This is a genomic window from Citrobacter sp. Cm038 (genome assembly GCF_030333105.1).
Lineage (GTDB): Bacteria > Pseudomonadota > Gammaproteobacteria > Enterobacterales > Enterobacteriaceae > Citrobacter > Citrobacter murliniae.
In genome coordinates this window covers 288,314-310,724 of the sequence record NZ_JAOWGO010000025.1, presented here as the reverse complement: position 1 = coordinate 310,724, position 22,411 = coordinate 288,314, and the positions used below count along the sequence as shown (strand labels likewise).

The following is a 22,411-nucleotide window of genomic DNA, read 5'->3' as shown; positions in this document are numbered from 1 at the left end:
AGAGGTTTACTTATCAGTGTAACCGCCAGAGAAAACGTGCTCCAGCCCAAAAAAACGTTACAATTGCCAAATTCACTGAAAACCAGAGTTAACCGAGAGTTTATGCGTACTGTTCTGAATATTTTAAATTTTGTGCTGGGCGGGTTCGCCACTACCTTAGCCTGGTTACTGGCTACGCTGGTCAGTATCGTGCTTATTTTCACCCTGCCCTTGACCCGTTCGTGCTGGGAGATAACTCGCCTCTCATTGTTCCCTTTTGGCAACGAAGCGATTCATGTTGATGAACTCAACCCAGCAGGTCAAAGTGTACTGATGAATACCGGCGGGACATTACTCAATATTTTTTGGCTGATTTTCTTCGGCTGGTGGTTGTGCCTGATGCATATTGTCTCCGGTATTGCCCAGTGCATTACGATTATTGGTATTCCTGTAGGCATTGCGAACTTTAAGATCGCCGCGATTGCACTCTGGCCCGTCGGACGTCGCGTGGTGTCAGTAGAAACTGCCCGTGCAGCTCGCGAAGCCAATGCGCGTCGCCGCTTTGAATAATCAGGACGCATGGTCTTTATGTTAAGTCCTCTGCTCAAACGCTATACCTGGAACAGCACCTGGCTGTATTACGTGCGGATATTCATCGCGCTTTGCGGCACAACGGCTCTGCCCTGGTGGTTGGGCGACGTAAAACTCACTATCCCACTCACACTGGGCATGGTTGCTGCTGCGCTTACCGATCTGGACGATCGTCTTGCGGGACGACTACGCAATTTGATCATTACGCTGATCTGCTTCTTTATTGCCTCTGCCTCCGTCGAACTGCTCTTCCCCTGGCCATGGCTTTTTGCTATTGGATTAACCATCTCCACCAGCGGATTTATTCTGCTAGGTGGATTAGGCCAGCGTTATGCGACAATCGCCTTTGGGGCATTGCTCATCGCGATTTATACCATGCTGGGGACTTCACTCTATGATCAGTGGTATCAGCAACCGATACTTCTGCTCGCTGGCGCCATCTGGTACAACCTGCTTACGCTGACCGGACATCTCTTGTTCCCGATCCGCCCCCTGCAGGATAATTTGGCTCGTAGCTACGAACAATTAGCGCACTATCTGGAGCTGAAATCGCGTCTTTTCGATCCTGATATCGAAGATGAAAGTCAGGCACCGCTCTATGACTTAGCGCTGGCCAATGGGCAACTAATGGCCACGCTAAACCAAACTAAAGTGTCATTACTGACCCGCTTGCGCGGTGACCGAGGGCAGCGGGGAACACGTCGTACACTGCATTATTATTTTGTGGCACAGGATATCCACGAGCGCGCAAGTTCCTCGCATATTCAATACCAAACGCTTCGCGACCATTTCCGTCACAGCGACGTGATGTTTCGCTTCCAGAGATTAATGTCAATGCAGGGACAAGCCTGCACACAGTTGTCGCGCTGCATTATCTTGCGCACCCCATACCAGCACGATCCACACTTTGAACGCGCCTTTACGCATATAGACGCCGCACTCGAGCGTATGCGCACTAACGGTGCCCCTTCAGATCTGCTCAATACACTGGGATTTTTGCTCTCAAACCTGCGTGCCATCGACGCACAGCTGGCTACCATTGAGTCCGAACAGGCTCAGGCAATCTCGCGTAATGAATCAGAAAATCAGCTTGCTGATGACAGCCCACATGGTTTCAGCGACATCTGGTTGCGTCTGAGCCGTAATTTCACACCTGAATCCGCCCTTTTTCGCCATGCTATCCGCATGTCACTGGTGCTCTGCGTCGGTTACGCCATTATTCAGATCACTGGAATGAACCATGGGTACTGGATCCTGCTGACCAGTCTGTTTGTCTGTCAGCCTAACTACAACGCCACCCGCCATCGCCTGGCACTAAGGATTATCGGCACACTAGTGGGAATAGCCATCGGCTTGCCCATTTTGTGGTTCGTTCCCTCACTTGAAGGGCAACTGATACTATTAGTGATTACTGGCGTGCTCTTTTTTGCATTTCGCAACGTACAGTATGCTCATGCAACTATGTTTATCACTCTGTTGGTACTGCTGTGCTTTAACCTGCTTGGCGAAGGTTTCGAAGTCGCCCTGCCACGCGTAATTGATACGCTGATCGGCTGCGCAATCGCCTGGGCGGCCGTCAGTTTTATCTGGCCAGACTGGCGTTTTCGTAATCTGCCACGAGTAATTGAACGAGCAACTGACGCTAACTGTCGCTACCTCGACGCTATTCTCGAACAATATCATCAGGGTCGTGATAATCGGCTCGCATACCGTATTGCCCGACGTGATGCACATAATCGCGATGCTGAGCTTGCGTCCGTAGTGTCGAATATGTCGAGTGAACCTGACGTCACAGCGCAAACGCGGGAAACAGCATTCCGCTTGCTGTGCCTCAACCATACTTTTACCAGCTATATTTCGGCTCTGGGTGCACACCGGGAACAACTGACCAACCCGGACGTTCTGGCGTTACTGGATGATGCCGTCTGCTATGTAGATGATGCGCTTCATCATCAGCCAGCTGATGAGCAACGCGTATACCAGGCACTTGAAGGTCTGAAGCAACGGATTCAGCATCTTGAACCGCGCCCGGACAGTAAAGAACCGCTGGTCGTTCAGCAAGTTGGGTTATTGATTGCATTGCTACCGGAAATCAGGCGACTCCAGCAGCAAATTGCCGCCTTGCCGTCTAATACTCCAGTTCCGGAGTAAGTGAGCGTACCCACTCAACAAGCTCCTGGCGACGAATCGCCGGGAGCGCCGCCTCATGGACCCCGCCAATCGCCCCTTCGAGGGCATAGAGTATTTTCACTGTCAGAGCAGGATTAATCTGCCGTAATTTAAGCCAGCACATTTGAGCTCCCAGCATACGCAATGTACTTTCATCGTTAACACCCGCTTCGTTAAGCAGAGTCTCGAGATGAAATGTCATGTTCGGCAGCTCTCTCAGGCGGTGTTGCAAAAAGCGGCTCTGTTTTTCCTTCACTGCTGCATCCAGCGAAAACTTCGATAAAGACACCAACTGTTGTTGGTTTCGCCACAAAGCATCGTCCACCTTGTAGTAATTGAGAATAACCGGTCGTCCGCGCTTCATAAACGTCAGCCAGACTGGCGAATGTTTTACACAGTACTGTACGCTCTGCTCACAAGCTCGAAGGTACAACTCACCGCTGGCGACCATTGCAAAGACCGTATCCTCAACCGTTAGACTGTAGCTACCAAACAATGAGCGATAGCGAATCGTCCCCAAAGAGGCCAGGCATTCTTGTGATTTATAGATCTTGTCATAAGAGAGCTTTTTCATAAAAATCCTTTTAAATCATAATATAAGAGAATGATTTGCAGTAGCGGATCCGTTAATGACGAAAATAGGCAACTTATTCTCAGGGAGCAAGATGAATTTTGTTTTTGCTGTTATGACAGCGAAAAATTGCGAACCAGTTTCCGAAAATAAAGTTGATCTTTATGGATAGCAGGGTTACTGTATATCCATACAGTAACTCACAGGGCTGGATTGATTATGTACACTTCAGGCTACGCAAATCGTTCTTCGTCGTTCTCTTCCACATCAAGCAATATTGCACGCGTTTCTTCAGAGAACGTTACCGCCGGGCTTATCAGTGAAGTGGTCTATCGCGAGGACCAGCCCATGATGACGCAATTACTGCTGCTCCCCCTGCTTCAGCAATTAGGGCAGCAATCGCGCTGGCAGCTTTGGCTTACACCTCAGCAAAAATTGAGCCGTGAATGGGTACAGTCTGCAGGGCTGCCTTTAACAAAAGTCATGCAAATTAGCCAACTCTCACCGTGCCATACGTTGGAGTCAATGGTTCGCGCTTTGCGAACAGGCAATTACAGTGTGGTAATCGGCTGGCTGACCGAAGAATTAACGGAAGATGAACATTCTGAACTGGTAAAAGCTGCAGATGAGGGAAATGCGATGGGATTTATCATGCGTCCTGTTCGTGCGCAGTCTCTTGCCGGGAGACAGCATTCTGGGCTAAAAATTCACTCGAATTTGTATCATTGAGTAAAATTAGGAATTATCCTGGAATTTTTTTTCATGTCCAAATTCGACTTTGAGCTTTAACACTTTTTTTGTGAGAACGCCTGTGTGAAGCGGTTTCCGCGATGTTTGCAGTACAATTAATCATCCATAAATGTTAAATATTGTGTATACAAGCTTTTTTTTTTCATATGCCTGACGGAGTTCACACTTGTAAGTTTTCAACTACGTTGTAGACTTTACATCGCCAGGGGTGCTCGGCTTAAGCCGCAGATATCGGTAGAGTAACTATTGAACTGGTCCCCGGGTGAAGGATTTAACCGTGTTATCTCGTTGGAGATATTCATGGCAAATTTTGGATGATAACGAGGCGCATAAAATGAAAAAGACAGCTATCGCAATTGCAGTGGCACTGGCTGGTTTCGCTACCGTGGCGCAGGCCGCTCCGAAAGATAACACTTGGTACACCGGTGCTAAACTGGGCTGGTCTCAGTACCATGATATCGGCAACAACCAGATCAACAACGCTGGTCCTACCCATGAAAGCCAACTGGGTGCTGGTGCGTTCGGTGGTTATCAGGTTAACCCGTACGTTGGTTTTGAAATGGGTTACGATTGGTTAGGTCGTATGCCGTACAAAGGCTACACCGACTCTACTCATCAAAACGGCGCTTTCAAAGCTCAGGGCGTTCAGCTGACCGCTAAACTGGGTTACCCAATCACTGACGATCTGGACGTTTACACTCGTCTGGGTGGTATGGTTTGGCGTGCAGACGCTAAAAACAACGAAGGCTTCAAAGACCACGACACTGGTGTATCCCCAGTATTCGCTGGCGGCGTAGAGTATGCAATTACTCCTGAAATCGCTACCCGTCTGGAATACCAGTGGACCAACAACATCGGTGACGCGAACACCGTTGGTGGTCGTCCGGATAACGGCCTGCTGAGCGTTGGTGTTTCTTACCGCTTCGGCCAGGGTGAAGTAGCTCCAGTAGTTGCTCCGGCTCCGGCTCCGGCTCCAGAAGTACAAACCAAGCACTTCACCCTGAAGTCTGACGTTCTGTTCAACTTCAACAAAGCAACTCTGAAACCAGAAGGCCAGCAGGCTCTGGATCAGATGTACAGCCAGCTGAGCAACCTGGATCCGAAAGACGGTTCCGTAGTGGTTCTGGGCTTCACTGACCGCATCGGTTCTGACGCTTACAACCAGGGTCTGTCTGAGAAACGTGCTCAGTCCGTTGTTGATTACCTGATCTCTAAAGGTATTCCTTCTGACAAAATCTCCGCACGTGGTATGGGCGAATCCAACCCGGTTACCGGCAACACCTGTGACAACGTGAAAGCTCGCGCTGCACTGATCGACTGCCTGGCTCCGGATCGTCGCGTTGAGATCGAAGTTAAAGGCATCAAAGACGTTGTAACTCAGCCTCAGGCTTAAGTTTTCGTCTTATAAAAAAACCCCGCATAGCGGGGTTTTTTTTATCTGAAGAACACCATTGCTCAACACATTGAAAATGTCATTGCCTACTCTTTTCCCAACAATGCCTGCAAATCCTGTTTCAACGTGGACATTTTGTTGGCGTACTTCTCTTTATGCTCTGCATCCTCAATCAGTTGCACGATCGTTTCTGAAAGCGTTTTGCCGCGCCGTTGCGCAAGTCCGGCTAATCGCTGCCAGACGATGAACTCCAGATCGATAGATTTCTTACGCGTATGCTGATGTTCAGCATTAAAATGCCGTTTACGCCGCGCCCGTATAGTCTGTTTCATACGATTTTGCAGCGCAGAGTTCATGTGTTCATCAATCCAGGCATTGACCCGAACCGGCTCATTCTCGAGGGTTAGCAACAAATCAACGGCTTCTTCGGCAGCGCTGGTTTCCACGTAACGGGTAATCAACTCCCCCTCACGATGCTTCTTCACCAGGTACTTCCATTTCCAGCCGCTTTCAAGGTTTTCAAGTTGTTGATATTTCATTGCGATCTCAATGTTACCGTGTAACTCTTATCAGAATATCAGCTTTTTGGATATCTGAAGAAAAGAATATCCAGCCTGTGAACTGTCGCGCGTCATCGCATCTGTTTAGCCGTGCTTTCCGCGTGTGCAGTGCTGACGGTTACGGTATAATCTCGTTTTTTACAACAGACTAAAAAACATCAACTTTGACCATTACGAAACTTGCATGGCGTGATCTGGTTCCTGATACCGACAGTTATCAGGAAATATTTGCACAGCCGCACGTCACTGACGAAACCGACACCTTACTCAGTGATACTCAGCCACGTTTACAATTTGCGCTAGAGCAACTTCTTCAGCACTGGACGACGTCCTCCTTTATGCTGGTGAAAGCGCCGGAAGAGCTTGAGTATCTCAATCTTATTTCATCAGCTGCACGCACATTGCACACGGATGCCGGAAGCTTGACCGGGGGTCACTACGATATCTCTGGCCACACTATTCGTTACCGTGAAGCAGAAAATGCAGAAGACAATTTTGCGACCTTAACTCAGGTGGTAAATGCTGACTGGGTTGAAGCCGAACAACTGTTTGGCTGCCTGCGCCAGTTTAATGGCGAAATTACCCTGCAACCGGGTCTGGTACATAAGGCCAACGGCGGCATACTGGTTATCTCATTACGCACGCTTCTGGCTCAACCACTGCTGTGGATGCGCCTGAAAGCCATTGTCAGCCACGAGCGCTTTGACTGGGTGGCCTTTGATGAGTCTCGCCCACTTCCTGTCTCCGTTCCTTCTATGCCGCTTAAAATGAAAGTGGTGTTAGTGGGAGAGCGCGAATCACTGGCAGACTTCCAGGAAATGGAGCCGGAACTGGCAGAGCAGGCAATTTATAGCGAGTTTGAAGATAATTTGCAGATAGTGGATGCCGAAACCATGACGCAATGGTGTCAATGGGTGACGCATACCGCCAGACGCAACGCTCTGCCTTACCCCGCCCCTGATGCCTGGCAGGTATTGATCCGTGAAGCTGTTCGCTACACCGGTGAGCAGGATACTTTGCCGCTTAACCCACTGTGGATCATCCGACAGCTTAAGGAAGTAGCTCCTTTATGCGATGGGGATACTTGCAACGCCGAACAGTTCAGCCTGATGCTTGCACAGCGTGAATGGCGCGAAGGTTTTCTCGCCGAACGTATGCAGGATGAGATCCTGCAAGAGCAGATCCTTATCGAGACTGAAGGTGAGCGTATTGGTCAAATCAATGCCCTGTCAGTGATTGAATTTCCGGGTCATCCACGCGCATTTGGTGAACCTTCACGTATCAGTTGCGTCGTTCATATTGGCGATGGCGAATTTACTGATATCGAGCGTAAAGCCGAGCTTGGCGGAAATATTCATGCTAAAGGCATGATGATAATGCAGGCTTTCCTGATGTCGGAGCTGCAGCTTGAACAGCAGATCCCGTTTTCTGCCTCACTGACTTTCGAGCAATCGTACAGCGAAGTGGATGGCGACAGTGCATCAATGGCAGAACTGTGCGCGCTGATCAGCGCTCTCGCAGATGTGCCTGTAAATCAAAGCATTGCGATCACCGGCTCTGTTGATCAGTTTGGTCGCGCACAGCCTGTCGGTGGCCTGAATGAGAAAATTGAGGGCTTCTTTACTATCTGCCAGCAGCGTGAATTAACCGGTACTCAGGGTGTCATTATTCCTTCAGCCAACGTCAGGCACCTGAGTCTACAACCAGCTCTGCTACAGGCCGTTGAAGAAGAAAAATTCACTATTTGGGCGGTGGACGACGTGACCGATGCGCTGCCGCTTTTGTTAAATCTTGTGTGGGATGGTGAAGGCCAGACAACGCTGATGCAAACTATCCAGGAGCGCATTGCTACGGCAACGCAACAGGAAAGTCGTCATCGTTTCCCCTGGCCGCTACGTTGGCTGAATGCATTTATTCCGAACTGATCGGACTTGTTCAGCGTACACGTGTTAGCTATCCTGCGTGCTTCAATAAAATAAGGCTTACAGAGAACATGGTAGATAAACGCGAATCCTATACAAAAGAAGACCTTCTTGCCTCTGGTCGCGGTGAGCTGTTTGGCGCAAAAGGCCCACAACTGCCTGCACCAAGCATGCTGATGATGGACCGTGTCGTCAAGATGACCGAAACCGGTGGTAACTTCGACAAAGGTTATGTTGAAGCTGAACTGGATATCAACCCGGACCTGTGGTTCTTCGGATGCCACTTTATCGGCGATCCGGTGATGCCAGGCTGCCTGGGTCTGGACGCTATGTGGCAGTTGGTTGGATTCTATCTCGGCTGGTTGGGCGGCGAAGGTAAAGGCCGTGCACTGGGCGTAGGCGAAGTGAAGTTTACTGGCCAGGTTCTGCCGACCGCGAAAAAAGTTACTTACCGCATCCACTTCAAACGCATCGTTAACCGTCGTCTGATCATGGGCCTGGCTGATGGTGAAGTGCTGGTTGATGGCCGTCTGATCTACACGGCTAATGATCTGAAAGTAGGTCTTTTCCAGGATACTTCTGCGTTCTGATTCAGGACTACGTAGACTGTCTGATAGCGACGTTATTACGTTTTATCAGGCCTACAAAAAGGCGAAACCTCCGCGTGCGGAGGTTTCTTTTATCTAAAGAGACAGAATCAGGCCATTAACACCCTATCCCCCATGGCTTCTCGCCAGCCTCCCAGCCAGTATGACCTTTGATTCAGCGTCTGATAGGGACACATTTCTTTTGAGCGTCCGGCAATGCCGGCCTGATAACCACGTTGATGTGCCCGTTCCAGGCGATCTCGTTTTTGTCTCTTCATGCCTCGTTTCCCTCATTTTTAGGTCTGGTGGAAAAGAAAACAGTGATTACTAAGTATGCAATCACACTAAACGAATACCCCGAAACATCATGCCCGTCAATGCGCAAAATTCACGCCAGTGTCATATTTGTGAGCTAGCTGGTAAATCATTTGTACAAAAATTTGCTGTCAGAACAGCTATCTCGACCGCTAAAAAAATAAAAAAAACCGCCCCGGACACTAAACCAGAGGCGGTAAAATTTACAATTATTTAAACTTAAGGGATCCTTTTCAGCTCCTGAGCGATAGCCGTCGCTTCCTGGCTCCAGGCAGCAGCCAGAACCTTCACCATCTCATCATAGCCATCCTGAGTCTGTACGGCTTCGATGTGGAACGGACGCTTGATCAGCTGTCCCTGATGGTTCAGCAGCCATTCGCCGCTCACTATCACCTTCCCGTCATAGCGGCCATGGAAGCCTGTCACCGTCACATTAAGCGTGTCCTGTGTGCTTCCCAGAGGCTGAGAAGCAACAACCCATCCCGGCAACTGCATACTGAGATTGGCGACAAGCGTATTGCGCAATTGCTGATCTAACGGACTGGCCCAAAGATTACTGTTGGCAATGACGTACTTAACATCGCTGGTCTGGTACACAACCCCATTTCCCGCCAGATAATCCGGCACCGCTACCTGCTCAACCCACAGCAGACGGTTCCCCTGATTGGCCGTACTCTGCACACCGCCCTGCGCAATGGGAAGCTGGTAATAGCTTTTATTTTCTCCACTGGAGCTGCATGACGTCAGCCAGACCGCCATCATCACCACTAGCCACTTTTTCATTGTTTCGCCCTCTTCGGCTCTGGATCTTTTTTATCCTTCGCTTCAAACACCAGCGCATTGCTCTTATCGTTCAGCGTTTTCAGCACCGGCTGCAGTTCACGCAGAACCTGATCAAGACGTTGCATATCTGCCACCATCTTGTTGTAGGCCGCGGAACCAGGCTGGAAGCCTTGCATACTACGATTAAGCTCGCGCAGCGTGTTCTGCATATCCGCCGGAAGCTGCTGCATCGACTGGCTACCGGTTATCTTATTCATGTTATCCAGCGTGGTTTGCAAATGCTTCATCGTACGCTGGCTTTCCGTCAGTGTACTTGTCGCCTGCTCAATCATCGGGTTCAACGGCAGATTGTTTATCTTATCCAGCGCTTCCATTAAACGCTGTTGGATTTGCGCCAGGCCACCGCTAACAGTCGGGATAATTTGATAACCATTAAACTCACGCACACCCGTAATCGGCGGATCTTTCGGATAGAAGTCGAGATCGACATACAGAGCCCCCGTTACCAGGTTCCCTGTCTTCAACGATCCTCTTAATCCACGTTTGAGCAATTCAGCCAGATGGGCACCGACATCAGTATCTTCACCTAACTGCGCTTTCAGGCGTTCAGGCTCAATACGTACCAGCACCGGAATGCGGTAATCATCGTTGAAGACCTGGCGCATATTCGGTGCAAAGAAAGGCACTTTGCTTACTGTACCAAGGCGAATACCTCGGAACTCAAGCGGTGCTCCTGGTTGCAACCCACGAATCGAATCCTTAAAGAACATCAGGTAATCGATATGGTCTGTGTACAGGGAATCCTGAATACTTTTTTGATCATCATAGAGAGTAAATGAGGCCTGCTGCGCAACCGGCTGGCCTTGCTCTAGTCCTTCCGGTACATCAAAACTGACTCCGCCGCCAAACAACGTGGTAAGAGAACCCATTTCCACACGCATGCCTGCCGAGGTGAGATCCACTGCAATTCCGCTGTCTTTCCAGAAGCGTACGTTGCTTGTCACCAGGCGATCGTTTGGTGCATTGATGAAAAGCTGATAGCTGATCGTACGTTTTTGCGCATCAAACATACTGGTCTCAACCGACCCCACGCGATATCCCCGGAACAGTACCGGATCGCCAGGGCTTAACTGGCCGGCTTTTTTACTGTCGAGGATTACACGGATCCCCTTCGCATCTGGTGGTGCCAGCGGAGGAGAGTCCAACAGTTGATAGTTTTCCAGTCTGCTACCTTTATTCCCGGGTTGCAGTTCAATATAAGCCCCGGATAACAACGTACCTAAACCGCTGATGCCTTCACGTCCCACCTGTGGCTTCACCACCCAAAAGACAGAATCTTTATGCAGCAGCTTCTCCATACCAGAATTGAGACGGGCTTTAATCTCTACATGAGTTAAATCATCTGTCAGCGTCGCGCTCTCAACCACGCCGACGTCAACGCTGCGGCTTTTAATCGTTGTCTTACCACCTTCGATACCTTCAGCATTGGTCGTGATCAACGTGACTTCCGGCCCCTGATGACTGTAATGATAAAACAGCACCCATGCGCCGATGAGCGCAGTGACGATCGGAAATATCCATACGGGTGACCAGTTCTTCACCTTCTGCACTTTGGCTTCCCCACTTTTAGATTCCATGCTGTCAGGACTCCTCATGATCTGGTTCTGGTTCACGGTCCCACGACAGACGTGGATCGAACGTCATCGCAGAAAACATTGTCATAATGACGACTAAAGCAAACATCAAAGCACCCATTGCAGGATAAATGTTCATCAACCCTCCCATGCGCACCAGCGCAGAGAGTACCGCAATAACAAAGACATCAATCATTGACCAGCGGCCAACAAACTCTACGACCTCATAAATGAAATGCATCCGCTCGCTGTCACGTTTACCATGCCCTTTCGCATCCCAACACAACCAGGCAATAGCGATCATTTTTAGCGTTGGCACCAGAATACTGGCGATAAATATTACCGCAGCCACCGGGTATGAACCTTCGCTCCAGATTAAAACAACACCCTCAATAATCGTTGACGGCAGCTTTGACCCTAACAAATCGGTGATCATGATCGGCAAAATATTGGCTGGAAGGTAGAGCATGATCGACGTGAACAATAACGCCAGCGTCCACTGTAGGCTGTTTTTACGTCGAACGTAGCCTTTTGTCTGACAGCGGGGGCAGACATGTTCATCAGCAGGAAGAATAGCCGTGCAGCAGGAACATGAACGTAACCCCTGTCGAATACCGGGAACGCCAGGCTTTAAAACTTGCTTAATAACCGGCATGGGTGCGATATCATCCCACAGCCAGCGACGATCGACACACTGAAATGCGCGTAGTTGCAAAATACAAAAGAAGCACCACGGAATGAAGCTGCTGCCCACGCCAATATCGCCATAGGCCATCAACTTAACAAAGCTGACTAACACCCCTGCAAGAAAGATTTCCGCCATTCCCCAGCTTTTTAACTGGAACAAGACACGTGCTAACCGGGCTTTAAGCCGGCCAGGCATCTGAACCCGATTCACCAGCAGCAAGATGGTCAGCAAGCAAAAAGCGGGAACCAGTTGAACGAATAATAAAAAGAAAGTCCCGAGGCTGGCGTAGTTCTCTGAAAAGAGAACGCTGGGGATCTCCAGCAGCGTCACTTCACTTTTCACCCCTGCTACGTTCATGTTTACAAAGGGAAAGAGGTTGGATAAAAGCAGCATAAAAAGCGCCGCTAAAACATAGGCAGTGGGACGCTGTCTTGGCGCGTCCCACTCAACGGTTAACGTAGTGCCACATCGTGGACATGCCGCTTTCTGACCATGCGTAAGGCTAGGTAACGCCACCAGCATGTCACACTGCGAGCATAATATATGCTTCGCGGCATGGTGATGTTCGCACATATGTGCTCCTTTAATTATGCGCCATTCTTCAAAGACTCAAGATACTCCCAGCGCTCAAAGGCTTGCTCAAGTTCTTGTTCCGCTTCGCTCAGGTTAGCGAGTACCTGTTGCGTTTGCTCATGCGGCTGGCTGAAAAAGTCAGCGTCAGCAACCTGAGCCTGTAACGTTTCCAGTTTAGCTTCCAGCTCTTCAAGCAATACGGGGAGCTGCTCCAGTTCGCGCTGTAGTTTATAGCTTAGTTTGCTAGTCGTGCGTTTTACAATTTCTGCTTTAGGGGCAGCAACTTCCTCTGTTTTTTTCGCTACAGGCTGTTTAAACGCCACATATTGTGTCTGCTGACCACGCGCATCATGGTAACCGCCCACATAACGACCAATTTTGCCGCCGCCTTCGAAGATCCAACACTCGGTAACCGTGTTATCGACAAACTGACGATCGTGACTCACCAGCAGAACGGTGCCCTGATAGCCGTCAATCAGTTCTTCAAGCAGTTCCAGAGTTTCGACGTCGAGATCGTTAGTTGGTTCATCGAGGATCAGAAGGTTACTGGGCTTCAAAAACAGACGCGCCAGCAGCAGACGATTTCGTTCTCCGCCGGAAAGAGCACGCACAGGTGTCATCGCACGTTTCGGATGGAACAGGAAGTCCTGAAGATAGCCCAGAACATGACGCGGCTTACCATTAACCATGACTTCTTGCTTACCTTCAGCAAGGTTATCCATTACGGTTTTATCGGGATCGAGTTCCGCACGATGTTGATCGAAATAAGCAACTTCCAGTTTTGTCCCGACATGAATACGACCGCTGTCTGCCTGAAGCTGACCTAACATCAGCTTGAGCAGCGTCGTTTTACCGCAGCCGTTAGGTCCAATTAAGGCAATCTTGTCGCTACGTTGCACCTGCGCGGAGAAGTCTTTCACCAGCTGTTTACCCTCAACCTGGTAATCAACATTCTCCATCTCGAAGACAATCTTGCCTGAGCGGCTCGCCTCTTCAACCTGCATCTTCGCCGTGCCCATCACTTCTCGGCGTTCGCCACGTTCCCTACGCATTGCCTTCAGCGCACGGACGCGACCTTCATTACGGGTACGACGCGCTTTAATACCCTGGCGGATCCAGACTTCTTCCTGTGCCAGTTTGCGATCAAACTCCGCATTCTGTAACTCTTCTACTCGCAGCGCTTCTTCTTTATCCAGCAGATATTGATCATAATCCCCCGGATATGACACCAGCTTGCCGCGATCGAGATCGACGATACGCGTTGCCATATTGCGAATAAACGAACGGTCGTGGGAAATGAAAATAATTGTTCCGTTGAAGGTTTTCAGGAACCCTTCCAGCCAGTCAATGGTTTCAATATCCAGGTGGTTTGTCGGTTCATCCAGCAACAATACGCGCGGATTGCTGACTAACGCCCGGCCCAGCGCCGCTTTACGCAGCCAGCCGCCAGAGAGCGATGCCAGCTCCATGTCTGGCTCCAACCCAAGCTGCTCCAGTACTTCATTAATGCGGTTTTCCAACTGCCACAGATTGTGATGATCCAGTAGTTCCTGAACCTTCGCCAGTTCCTGCAGGTTTTTATCGCTCGGATCGGTGATCACCAAATGCGAGATATCGTGGTAACGCTTGAGGTAAACCGCTTGTTCTGCAATCCCTTCAGCGACGAAATCGTAGACACTACCCTGCACGTTACGCGGCGGATCCTGTTGCAGACGCGCCACAACCAAATCCTGCTCATAAATGATACGTCCGTCGTCAAGACCCTGCTCACGGTTAAGGATCTTCATCAGCGTCGACTTGCCTGCGCCGTTACGGCCAACCAGGCAGACGCGTTCGTTATCCTCGATATGCAGTTCTGCATTATCAAGAAGCGGCGCATCGCTAAACGACAGCCATGCACCATGCATACTGATTAATGACATTTACTTTTCCTTTCAGGCTGAGGTGATCAGCCAGCAGTTGTGGATCTGACGGTTACGGGCAAAGTCCTGAGAAAGCGTTTTTTGGGTAATTTCTTGTGCTTTCAGTCCCAGCTCGGCCAGCCCATCAAGATCCATACGGAACCCACGTTTGTTGTTGGAGAACATGATCGTGCCGTCTTTACGCAGCAGACGTTTCAGATCTTTCATCAGCGCCAGATGATCGCGCTGCACGTCAAACGAGTCTTCCATACGTTTAGAGTTAGAGAACGTCGGTGGATCGATGAAGATTAGATCAAACTGTTCATTGGCTTCACGTAACCAGCCCAGGCAGTCGGCCTGAATTAAGCGGTGTGCACGACCACTCAGCCCGTTGAGTCGCAGGTTGCGTTCCGCCCACTCCAGATAGGTGCGTGACATATCTACCGTTGTGGTGCTACGTGCACCGCCTAATCCCGCATGTACGCTGGCGCTGCCGGTATAAGAGAACAGATTGAGGAAATCTTTACCCTTGCTCATCTGGCCCAGCATGCGGCGTGCAATACGGTGATCGAGGAACAGACCGGTATCAAGATAGTCGGTCAGGTTAACCCACAGGCGCGCGTTGTACTCGCTAACCTCAATGAATTCACCCTTTTCATTCATCTTCTGATACTGGTTTTTCCCTTTTTGCCGTTCACGGGTTTTCAGCACCAGTTTGTTTGGTGCGATCTCCAACACCGACAGCGTGGCGGCAATGATGTCGAACAGACGCTGGCGCGCTTTCTGCGCATCAACCGTCTTCGGCGGCGCATATTCCTGAACCACTACCCAGTCACCGTAGCGATCTACCGCAACATTGTATTCCGGCAGATCGGCGTCATACAGGCGATAGCACTCAATCCCCTCCTGGCGCGCCCACTTTTCCAGCTTCTTAATATTCTTACGCAGACGGTTAGCATAGTCTTCTGCCACCGTTGCAGGTTTGCTCTCAGCTGTCGTTTCCGCAACGTGATAGTTTTTCTGTACACAATCCAGCGGACCATTTTTCGCTTTGAACTGCTTATCAGCACGAAGCTGCAGGCTGCTGAGCAAATCCGGGGAGGCGCTGAACAACGACAGGTTCCAGCCGCCAAACTGGTTTTTCATCGTGCGTCCCAGCAGGCTGTGCAACGCGATCAGCGCCGGTTCGCTATCCAGACGTTCACCGTATGGCGGGTTGCTGATAACCGTACCATACGGCCCTTTCGGCAGCGGATTACTCAGTTTAGCCACATCTTTGACATCAAAAGTCATCAGCTCGCCAATACCGGCGCGACGGGCGTTACTGCGCGCTTTTTCAATGACGCGAGCATCGCTATCGGATCCATAGAAATGCGACGTATAGTCCGCCAGTCCTTTACGCGCACGAACCTGTGCTTCAGCTTTAACCTCTTGCCAGACAGCTTCATCATGTTGTGCCCAGCCGCTAAAACCCCAGTAGCCACGATGCAGGCCAGGTGCACGATCGGTTGCCCACATCGCCGCTTCAATCAGCAACGTACCGGAACCACACATTGGATCGAGTAACGGTGTCCCCGGCTGCCAGCCAGAACGCATAACAATCGCGGCAGCCAGCGTCTCTTTGATTGGTGCCTGCCCTGCACGCTCACGGTAGCCGCGCTGGTGCAGACCATCACCGCTCAGATCAAGCGCAATACTGGCGGTATCTTTATTCAACCAGACGTTGATACGTAGATCAGGAGATTCGCGATCCACATTCGGTCGCGGGAGATTTTTTCGGGTAAAGGCATCGACAATCGCATCTTTTACTTTCATCGCGCCGTACTGGCTGTTGCGAATCGTATCGTTCAGGCCGCTAAAGTGAACTGCGAATGTAGCCCCCGGATTAAATATCTCTGTCCAGTCGATTGCCTGAACACCGAGGTACAGATCAAGATCGCTGTAGACCTTGCACTCTCCCATCGGCAGGATAATGCGCGAGGCCAGGCGGCTCCACATCAGGCTCTGGTAAACAAGCCGCGTGTCGCCCTTAAAATGGACCCCACCCTGAACTACCTGACACTCCACGGCGCCGAGGTTTTCCAGTTCAGTTTTTAACAGCTCTTCCAGCCCACGGGCCGTACTGGCAAACAGAGAATTCATAATGTCACTTTTACTCCAGGAAAATTGCTGCGCATTATAGCCAATCTCACGCGCATGTCATAAAGTTGAAGGCTTATTTTCGTTCGAGGGACTTTACAGTGGTAACGTTAACCCGACTTTTTATTCATCCGGTTAAATCAATGCGCGGCATTGGGCTTACACATGCCCTGGCAGACGTTAGCGGTCTGGCCTTTGATCGCATATTTATGATTACCGAACCTGACGGAACGTTCATCACCGCCCGACAGTTCCCACAGATGGTACGCTTCACCCCCTCACCTTTGCATGACGGGCTGCATCTCACAGCTCCAGACGGCAGTAGCGCACTGGTTCGTTTTGCCGACTTCGCCACGCAGGATGCACCAACGGAAGTCTGGGGAAACCATTTTACCGCGCGTATCGCACCGGCGGCGATCAACCAGTGGCTCAGCGGCTTTTTCTCCCGCGAAGTACAATTGCGTTGGGTTGGTCCGCATCTGACGCGTCGGGTAAAACGCCACGCTGGCGTGCCTTTATCTTTCGCCGATGGTTTTCCTTATCTCCTGACTAATGAAGCATCACTGCGTGACGTACAACAGCGCTGCCCGGCAAGCGTCAAGATGGAGCAGTTTCGCCCCAATCTCGTAGTCTCGGGAGCCGCGGCATGGGAAGAAGATACCTGGAAGGTTATACGCATTGGCGACGTTATCTTTGACGTCGTCAAACCCTGCAGCCGTTGTATTTTTACCACCGTCAGCCCAGAAAAAGGTCAGAAGCACCCGTCTGGTGAACCGCTGGCTACACTGCAAACTTTCCGTACTGCGCCAGATAACGGCGACGTCGATTTCGGTCAAAACCTCATTGCCCGTAACAGCGGCGTGATCCGTGTTGGCGATGAAGTCGAAATCCTGGCAACCGCCCCAGCTAAAGTCTATGGCGCGGCAGAATCTGACGATACCGTACCGGAAAAACAGTCTCCTGATGCAACACTACTTATTGACTGGCAGGGACAAACCTTTCGCGGAAACAATCAGCAGGTATTACTTGAGCAACTGGAAAACCAGGGGATCCGTGTACCCTATTCATGTCGGGCGGGGATTTGCGGATGCTGTCGAATTCGACTGGTAGAAGGTGAAGTCAGCCCGCTGAAAAAAACAGCAATTGGTGATGACGGGACGATTCTTTGCTGCAGTTGTGTGCCGAAAACGGCAATCAGGCTGGAGAGTTAAACCGCCTGCTCCAGGCTGAAACTGTCGGCAGGGATCTGCGGTTTCAGTCTGTCGTTCATAATTTTGATGGCGTCACCGAGTTGCATCGTGCGTCCGGCAATAACGACTCCAGGCTGTGCGAGCAGACAAAGCGCGGCATTTTCACCAGGTTCAACCACTAACAAATTCACCTGTTCTTCGGTATCACTTAACCAGACACAGGCAGCATCTCCCACGGTCGGAGACCAGTTAAGGGTATGCGCTACAAAGTGCCAGCTTTTTGGCATCTGCGGTTTGAGATAACGAATAGCCACCAGCGCATTAAGCACCAGTTCAGCTTTTTGTTCTTTGGCTAAATCCAGGTAACGGCATTTTTCTTCAAAAGAAAAATAAAGTGCGGCATCATCAACACAAAAACCGGACGGAGAAAATGCATCAGGGGTGAGCATTTTGCGAGCAAAACGCGAGCGAAATAACATGCCATTGGCTAAATCGAGCATCATACGATCGTGCTCTTCATCATAATACCAGCGCCAGTTATCGTCAGGTTTAATTCGCATCAGTTTCTCTCCTTTCCTTAATCATCGCCGTCGCGGTAGTATCCTTTTTCCGCTTCGTTAATTGCCCTAATAATAAAAGCCTAAAATGTTTAAATAAGCAACAGTAAAGGAATATAAAACAACCAGGACTAGAAATAAAGCCCTGGTTGTCTGATTAAGGCAAAGTTCAGATATTGGTGACGATTTCTTTAATCAACGGCGGACCTTTAAAAATAAAGCCGGAATAAATCTGAACCAGCGAAGCACCCGCTGCTATTTTCTCACGCGCAGCAATAACGGAGTCGATACCGCCCACACCGATAATTGGCAGTTGCCCTTTTAATTCACGAGACAACATGCGAATAATTTCCGTACTTTTTAATTGCAGCGGTCGACCACTCAACCCACCCATTTGATCGCAATTTTTCATTCCCTGAACCAGAGAACGATCGAGTGTTGTGTTAGTGGCAATAACGCCATCGATATTATGGCGAACTAAACTATCAGCCACCTGGATCAGTTCTTCCTCAGAAAGATCCGGCGCGATCTTTACCGCCACTGGAACATATTTATGATGGATCGCTTGCAGATCGTTTTGTTTATTTTTAATTGCCGTCAGCAAATCATCCAGCGCTTCGCCGTATTGCAGCGTGCGTAATCCTGGGGTATTTGGCGAGGAAATATTCACCGCAATATAACCAGCATAAGCATAGACTTTTTCCATACAAATCAGATAGTCATCTTTGCCATTCTCTACCGGGGTATCTTTATTCTTACCAATATTAATCCCCAGAATGCCGTCAAAATGCGATTTCTTAACGTTCTCCACCAGGTTATCAACACCCAGATTATTAAACCCCATACGGTTGATCAGACCTTCTGCATCCACCAGACGGAAAAGGCGCGGCTTATCGTTACCCGGTTGAGGTCGTGGCGTCACGGTGCCTATCTCAATCGAGCCGAATCCCATTGCGCCAAGTGCATCAATGCACTCCCCGTCCTTATCCAACCCGGCTGCCAGGCCAAGCGGATTTTTAAACGTCAGCCCCATACAGGTAACCGGCTTTGCGGGTACTTTCTGACGGACAAGCGCTTCAAGCGGCGTGCCCGTAATGCGACGTAATTGCTGGAATGTAAATTCATGAGCGCGCTCAGGATCGAGCTGAAAAAGGGCTTTACGAACGAAGGGGTAGTACATGAACTCTCCTGGATTCCCGGTGTGCAAACCGGGGGCGTATTATGTGCGATCGCGAGCAAAAAGGGAATTGACCTGTGGCAATAAATAGCAAACGTTTCCCTCCCGAGGTTCGTTTTATGCATTTTTCAGCTTTTCTATTCCGTATAAATCATTTCGATAAACAAAATCTCTCTGCCAGACTGCACAAATTGTTATCAATGTTAAATAAAAGCGAACAATTAGTTATAAGGAGAGTTTATAAATTATGCGCGTTATCACCCTGGCGGGAAGCCCACGCTTTCCCTCTCGCTCCAGTGCCTTACTGGAATATGCACGAGAAAAACTGAACGGGCAGGATGTCGACGTTTACCACTGGAACCTTCACAATTTTGAGCCAGAAGATCTGATCTATGCACGCTTTGACAGCCCAGCCCTGAAGGCGTTTATCGAACAGTTAAAAGATGCTGACGGACTGATTGTTGCCACTCCTGTATATAAAGCCGCTTACTCTGGCGCTCTGAAAACGTTGCTCGACCTGCTTCCTGAACGCGCGCTGGAAGGAAAAGTTGTTCTGCCATTGGCGACCGGCGGCACAGTTGCACATCTGTTGGCTGTCGATTACGCGCTGAAACCGGTGCTGAGCGCACTCAAAGCCCAGGAGATCCTGCACGGCGTTTTTGCCGACGATTCGCAGATCATCGATTATCAACATAAGCCGCAGTTTACGCCAAACCTGCAATTGCGCCTGGACAGCGCGCTCGACACTTTCTGGCTGGCGTTGCATCGCCGCGATGTGCAACTTCCACCGTTGAACGCTCTGCGAGGTGCGGCCCATGTTTAATTTACTAAAGCGTCACACTTCGTGGCTGGCGCTGAGCGGACTGCTTTCTCTATCAACACTGGCTCACGCCGCAGACGCGGCACCAGACGTACTGCGTATTGGCTATCAGAAAAGTAGCATCAGCATGGTGCTGGCAAAAAACCATCAGCTACTGGAAAAACGCTATCCGCAGACGAAAATCTCCTGGGTAGAATTTCCAGCCGGCCCGCAAATGCTGGAAGCATTGAATATCGGCAGCATCGATCTGGGCAGCACCGGTGATATTCCGCCGATCTTTGCCCAGGCTGCCGGAGCCGACCTGGTCTACGTGGGCGTCGAACCCGCCAAGCCGAAAGCCGAAGTCATTCTGGTGCCGAAAAATAGCCCAATTCAAACCGTTGCAGAACTGAAAGGACACAAAGTCGCCTTCCAGAAAGGCTCAAGTTCACACAATCTACTGCTCCGTGCCCTGCAACAGGCCGGGCTGAAATTTACCGACATTCAAGCTACTTATCTGACGCCCGCTGACGCCCGTGCCGCCTTCGAACAGGGAAACGTTGATGCCTGGGCTATCTGGGATCCGTACTACTCCGCAGCCTTGCTGCAAGGTGACGTTCGCGTGCTGAAAGACGGTACCAACCTCAAGCAGACCGGTTCTTTTTATCTCGCCGCACGTCCTTATGCCGAGAAAAATGGCGCTTTTATCCTCGGCGTCCTCGACACCTTTAGCCAGGCCGATGCCTTAACGCTCAGCCAACGTCAGCAGAGCATCACGCTGCTGGCTAAAACCATTGGGCTGCCAGAACCGGTTATTGCCTCCTGGCTGGATCATCGCCCACCAACCACCATTACGCCCGTCAGTAACACAGTCGCCGCATTACAGCAGCAAACCGCCGATCTGTTTTATGACAACCGTCTGGTACCGAAAAAAATCGATATTCGCCAACGCATCTGGCAACCCACTCAGCAGGCAGGAGCAAAATTATGAGTCTGAATATGTTTTGGTTTTTACCTACACACGGTGATGGGCACTATCTGGGGACAGAAGAAGGTTCACGTCCGGTCGATCACAGTTATCTGCAACAAATCGCGCATACTGCCGATCGTCTGGGTTTTACCGGCGTACTGATCCCAACTGGTCGCTCATGCGAAGATGCCTGGTTGGTCGCCGCCTCAATGATCCCGGTTACGCAGCGGTTAAAATTTCTGGTCGCTCTGCGTCCAAGCGTGACGTCGCCAACGGTTGCCGCTCGCCAGGCCGCAACGCTTGACCGACTGTCTAATGGTCGGGCGCTGTTTAACCTGGTTACAGGTAGTGATCCGCAAGAGCTGGCGGGTGATGGTGTTTTTCTCGATCACACTGAGCGTTATGAAGCCTCTGCTGAGTTCACTCGGGTATGGCGACGTCTGTTGCAGGGCGAAACCGTGGATTTCAACGGCAAACATATTCACGTTCGCGGGGCGAAGCTCTTTTTTCCACCGATACAACAACCTCATCCTCCACTTTACTTTGGCGGTTCTTCCGATGTGGCACAGGATCTTGCCGCTGAACAGGTCGATCTCTACCTGACATGGGGTGAACCACCTGAACTGGTGAAGGAGAAAATTGAACAGGTCCGGGAAAAAGCAGCGGCACAGGGACGCAAGATCCGTTTCGGTATTCGCCTGCATGTGATTGTACGTGAAACCACTGAAGAGGCGTGGCAGGCGGCAGCTCGTCTGATAGCCCATCTTGATGATGACACTATTGCAAAAGCTCAGGCTGCGTTCTTGAGAACGGACTCTGTCGGCCAGCATCGAATGGCGGCATTGCACAACGGTAAGCGCGACAAACTGGAAATTAGCCCAAATCTGTGGGCTGGCGTAGGTCTGGTGCGTGGAGGCGCAGGCACGGCGCTGGTTGGTGACGGTCCCACGGTTGCAGCACGTATTAACGAGTATGCCGCACTGGGTATCGACAGTTTTGTCTTATCCGGGTATCCGCACCTGGAGGAAGCCTGGAGAGTCGGTGAACTGCTGTTTCCGCATCTGGATGTTGCGATCCCGGAAATACCGCAACCCCAGCACCTGCATCAACAAGGCGAAGCGGTAGCTAATGAATTTATCCCGCGTAAAGCCGCGCAAAGCTAA

The 22,411-nt window shown here is 50.4% G+C and carries 20 protein-coding genes; 10 read left to right on the top strand and 10 right to left on the bottom strand.

Annotated features, from left to right (window positions below):
* The first annotated feature begins 102 nt into the window (after window positions 1–102).
* Window positions 103–549, top strand: coding sequence for a YccF domain-containing protein (locus tag OGY01_RS20955; protein WP_045449541.1), 447 nt, complete (start codon window positions 103–105; stop codon window positions 547–549).
* A gap of 18 nt (window positions 550–567) precedes the next feature.
* Window positions 568–2,721 carry a YccS family putative transporter gene (gene yccS, locus OGY01_RS20950; protein WP_200013100.1) on the top strand — a complete coding sequence of 718 codons (2,154 nt, stop codon included), beginning with the start codon at window positions 568–570 and terminating at the stop codon, window positions 2,719–2,721.
* On the opposite strand, the gene OGY01_RS20945 is transcribed toward yccS, so the two are convergent.
* Complete coding sequence (locus OGY01_RS20945; RefSeq protein ID WP_045441352.1) at window positions 2,699–3,313, bottom strand: TfoX/Sxy family DNA transformation protein; 615 nt, start codon at window positions 3,311–3,313, stop codon at window positions 2,699–2,701. The two genes, yccS and OGY01_RS20945, sit on opposite strands and share 23 nt — an antisense overlap.
* Window positions 3,314–3,529: 216 nt before the next feature.
* Here OGY01_RS20945 and sulA point away from each other — a divergent pair, with 216 nt between their 5' ends.
* Window positions 3,530–4,039, top strand: a complete 510-nt coding sequence (gene sulA / locus OGY01_RS20940) for an SOS-induced cell division inhibitor SulA (protein ID WP_286493623.1) — start codon at window positions 3,530–3,532, stop codon at window positions 4,037–4,039.
* 355 nt (window positions 4,040–4,394) lie between these two features.
* Window positions 4,395–5,453, top strand: a complete 1,059-nt coding sequence (gene ompA, locus OGY01_RS20935; protein ID WP_045441350.1) for a porin OmpA — start codon at window positions 4,395–4,397, stop codon at window positions 5,451–5,453.
* 86 nt (window positions 5,454–5,539) lie between these two features.
* On the opposite strand, the gene matP is transcribed toward ompA, so the two are convergent.
* Complete coding sequence (gene matP / locus OGY01_RS20930; protein WP_045441349.1) at window positions 5,540–5,992, bottom strand: macrodomain Ter protein MatP; 453 nt, start codon at window positions 5,990–5,992, stop codon at window positions 5,540–5,542.
* 185 nt (window positions 5,993–6,177) lie between these two features.
* Between matP and OGY01_RS20925 the strand changes: the two genes are divergently transcribed.
* Window positions 6,178–7,938 carry an AAA family ATPase gene (locus tag OGY01_RS20925; protein WP_286493621.1) on the top strand — a complete coding sequence of 587 codons (1,761 nt, stop codon included), beginning with the start codon at window positions 6,178–6,180 and terminating at the stop codon, window positions 7,936–7,938.
* A 68-nt stretch (window positions 7,939–8,006) separates the two neighbouring features.
* Window positions 8,007–8,525 (top strand): bifunctional 3-hydroxydecanoyl-ACP dehydratase/trans-2-decenoyl-ACP isomerase, encoded by a 519-nt coding sequence (gene fabA, locus OGY01_RS20920; protein WP_010429339.1) that lies wholly within the window; start codon window positions 8,007–8,009, stop codon window positions 8,523–8,525.
* A gap of 107 nt (window positions 8,526–8,632) precedes the next feature.
* Here the strand turns inward: fabA and rmf are convergent, their stop codons facing one another.
* From rmf to rlmKL, 6 genes are all read right to left on the bottom strand, one after another.
* Window positions 8,633–8,800, bottom strand: coding sequence for a ribosome modulation factor (rmf, locus tag OGY01_RS20915; RefSeq protein WP_003035871.1), 168 nt, complete (start codon window positions 8,798–8,800; stop codon window positions 8,633–8,635).
* Window positions 8,801–9,056: 256 nt separating this feature from the next.
* Window positions 9,057–9,620, bottom strand: a complete 564-nt coding sequence (gene pqiC, locus OGY01_RS20910; protein ID WP_048221746.1) for a membrane integrity-associated transporter subunit PqiC — start codon at window positions 9,618–9,620, stop codon at window positions 9,057–9,059.
* Window positions 9,617–11,257 (bottom strand): intermembrane transport protein PqiB, encoded by a 1,641-nt coding sequence (gene pqiB / locus OGY01_RS20905; RefSeq protein ID WP_045441346.1) that lies wholly within the window; start codon window positions 11,255–11,257, stop codon window positions 9,617–9,619. The genes pqiC and pqiB overlap by 4 nt, the downstream gene beginning before the upstream one ends.
* A 4-nt stretch (window positions 11,258–11,261) precedes the next feature.
* A complete protein-coding gene (gene pqiA / locus OGY01_RS20900; RefSeq protein ID WP_286493620.1) occupies window positions 11,262–12,515 on the bottom strand; it encodes a membrane integrity-associated transporter subunit PqiA in 1,254 nt (417 codons plus the stop codon).
* Window positions 12,516–12,529: 14 nt separating this feature from the next.
* Entirely contained in the window at window positions 12,530–14,437 is a 1,908-nt protein-coding gene (locus OGY01_RS20895; RefSeq protein ID WP_045441344.1) for an ABC transporter ATP-binding protein, read from the bottom strand.
* A 12-nt stretch (window positions 14,438–14,449) separates the two neighbouring features.
* A complete protein-coding gene (rlmKL, locus tag OGY01_RS20890) occupies window positions 14,450–16,558 on the bottom strand; it encodes a bifunctional 23S rRNA (guanine(2069)-N(7))-methyltransferase RlmK/23S rRNA (guanine(2445)-N(2))-methyltransferase RlmL (RefSeq protein ID WP_045441343.1) in 2,109 nt (702 codons plus the stop codon).
* 98 nt (window positions 16,559–16,656) lie between these two features.
* Between rlmKL and OGY01_RS20885 the strand changes: the two genes are divergently transcribed.
* A complete protein-coding gene (locus tag OGY01_RS20885; RefSeq protein WP_045441342.1) occupies window positions 16,657–17,766 on the top strand; it encodes a YcbX family protein in 1,110 nt (369 codons plus the stop codon).
* Here the strand turns inward: OGY01_RS20885 and zapC are convergent.
* Window positions 17,763–18,305 (bottom strand): cell division protein ZapC, encoded by a 543-nt coding sequence (gene zapC, locus OGY01_RS20880; protein WP_045441341.1) that lies wholly within the window; start codon window positions 18,303–18,305, stop codon window positions 17,763–17,765. The genes OGY01_RS20885 and zapC overlap by 4 nt on opposite strands.
* 166 nt (window positions 18,306–18,471) lie before the next feature.
* Complete coding sequence (gene pyrD, locus OGY01_RS20875; RefSeq protein ID WP_045441340.1) at window positions 18,472–19,482, bottom strand: quinone-dependent dihydroorotate dehydrogenase; 1,011 nt, start codon at window positions 19,480–19,482, stop codon at window positions 18,472–18,474.
* A gap of 244 nt (window positions 19,483–19,726) precedes the next feature.
* Between pyrD and ssuE the strand changes: the two genes are divergently transcribed.
* Genes ssuE through ssuD form a run of 3 tightly spaced genes read left to right on the top strand, consistent with a single transcriptional unit; the run spans window position 19,727 to window position 22,411 of the window.
* Window positions 19,727–20,302, top strand: a complete 576-nt coding sequence (gene ssuE, locus OGY01_RS20870) for an NADPH-dependent FMN reductase (protein ID WP_045441339.1) — start codon at window positions 19,727–19,729, stop codon at window positions 20,300–20,302.
* Window positions 20,295–21,269 (top strand): sulfonate ABC transporter substrate-binding protein, encoded by a 975-nt coding sequence (locus OGY01_RS20865; RefSeq protein ID WP_286493619.1) that lies wholly within the window; start codon window positions 20,295–20,297, stop codon window positions 21,267–21,269. Before ssuE ends, OGY01_RS20865 begins: the two co-directional genes overlap by 8 nt.
* A complete protein-coding gene (ssuD, locus tag OGY01_RS20860) occupies window positions 21,266–22,411 on the top strand; it encodes an FMNH2-dependent alkanesulfonate monooxygenase (protein ID WP_286493617.1) in 1,146 nt (381 codons plus the stop codon). The genes OGY01_RS20865 and ssuD overlap by 4 nt, the downstream gene beginning before the upstream one ends.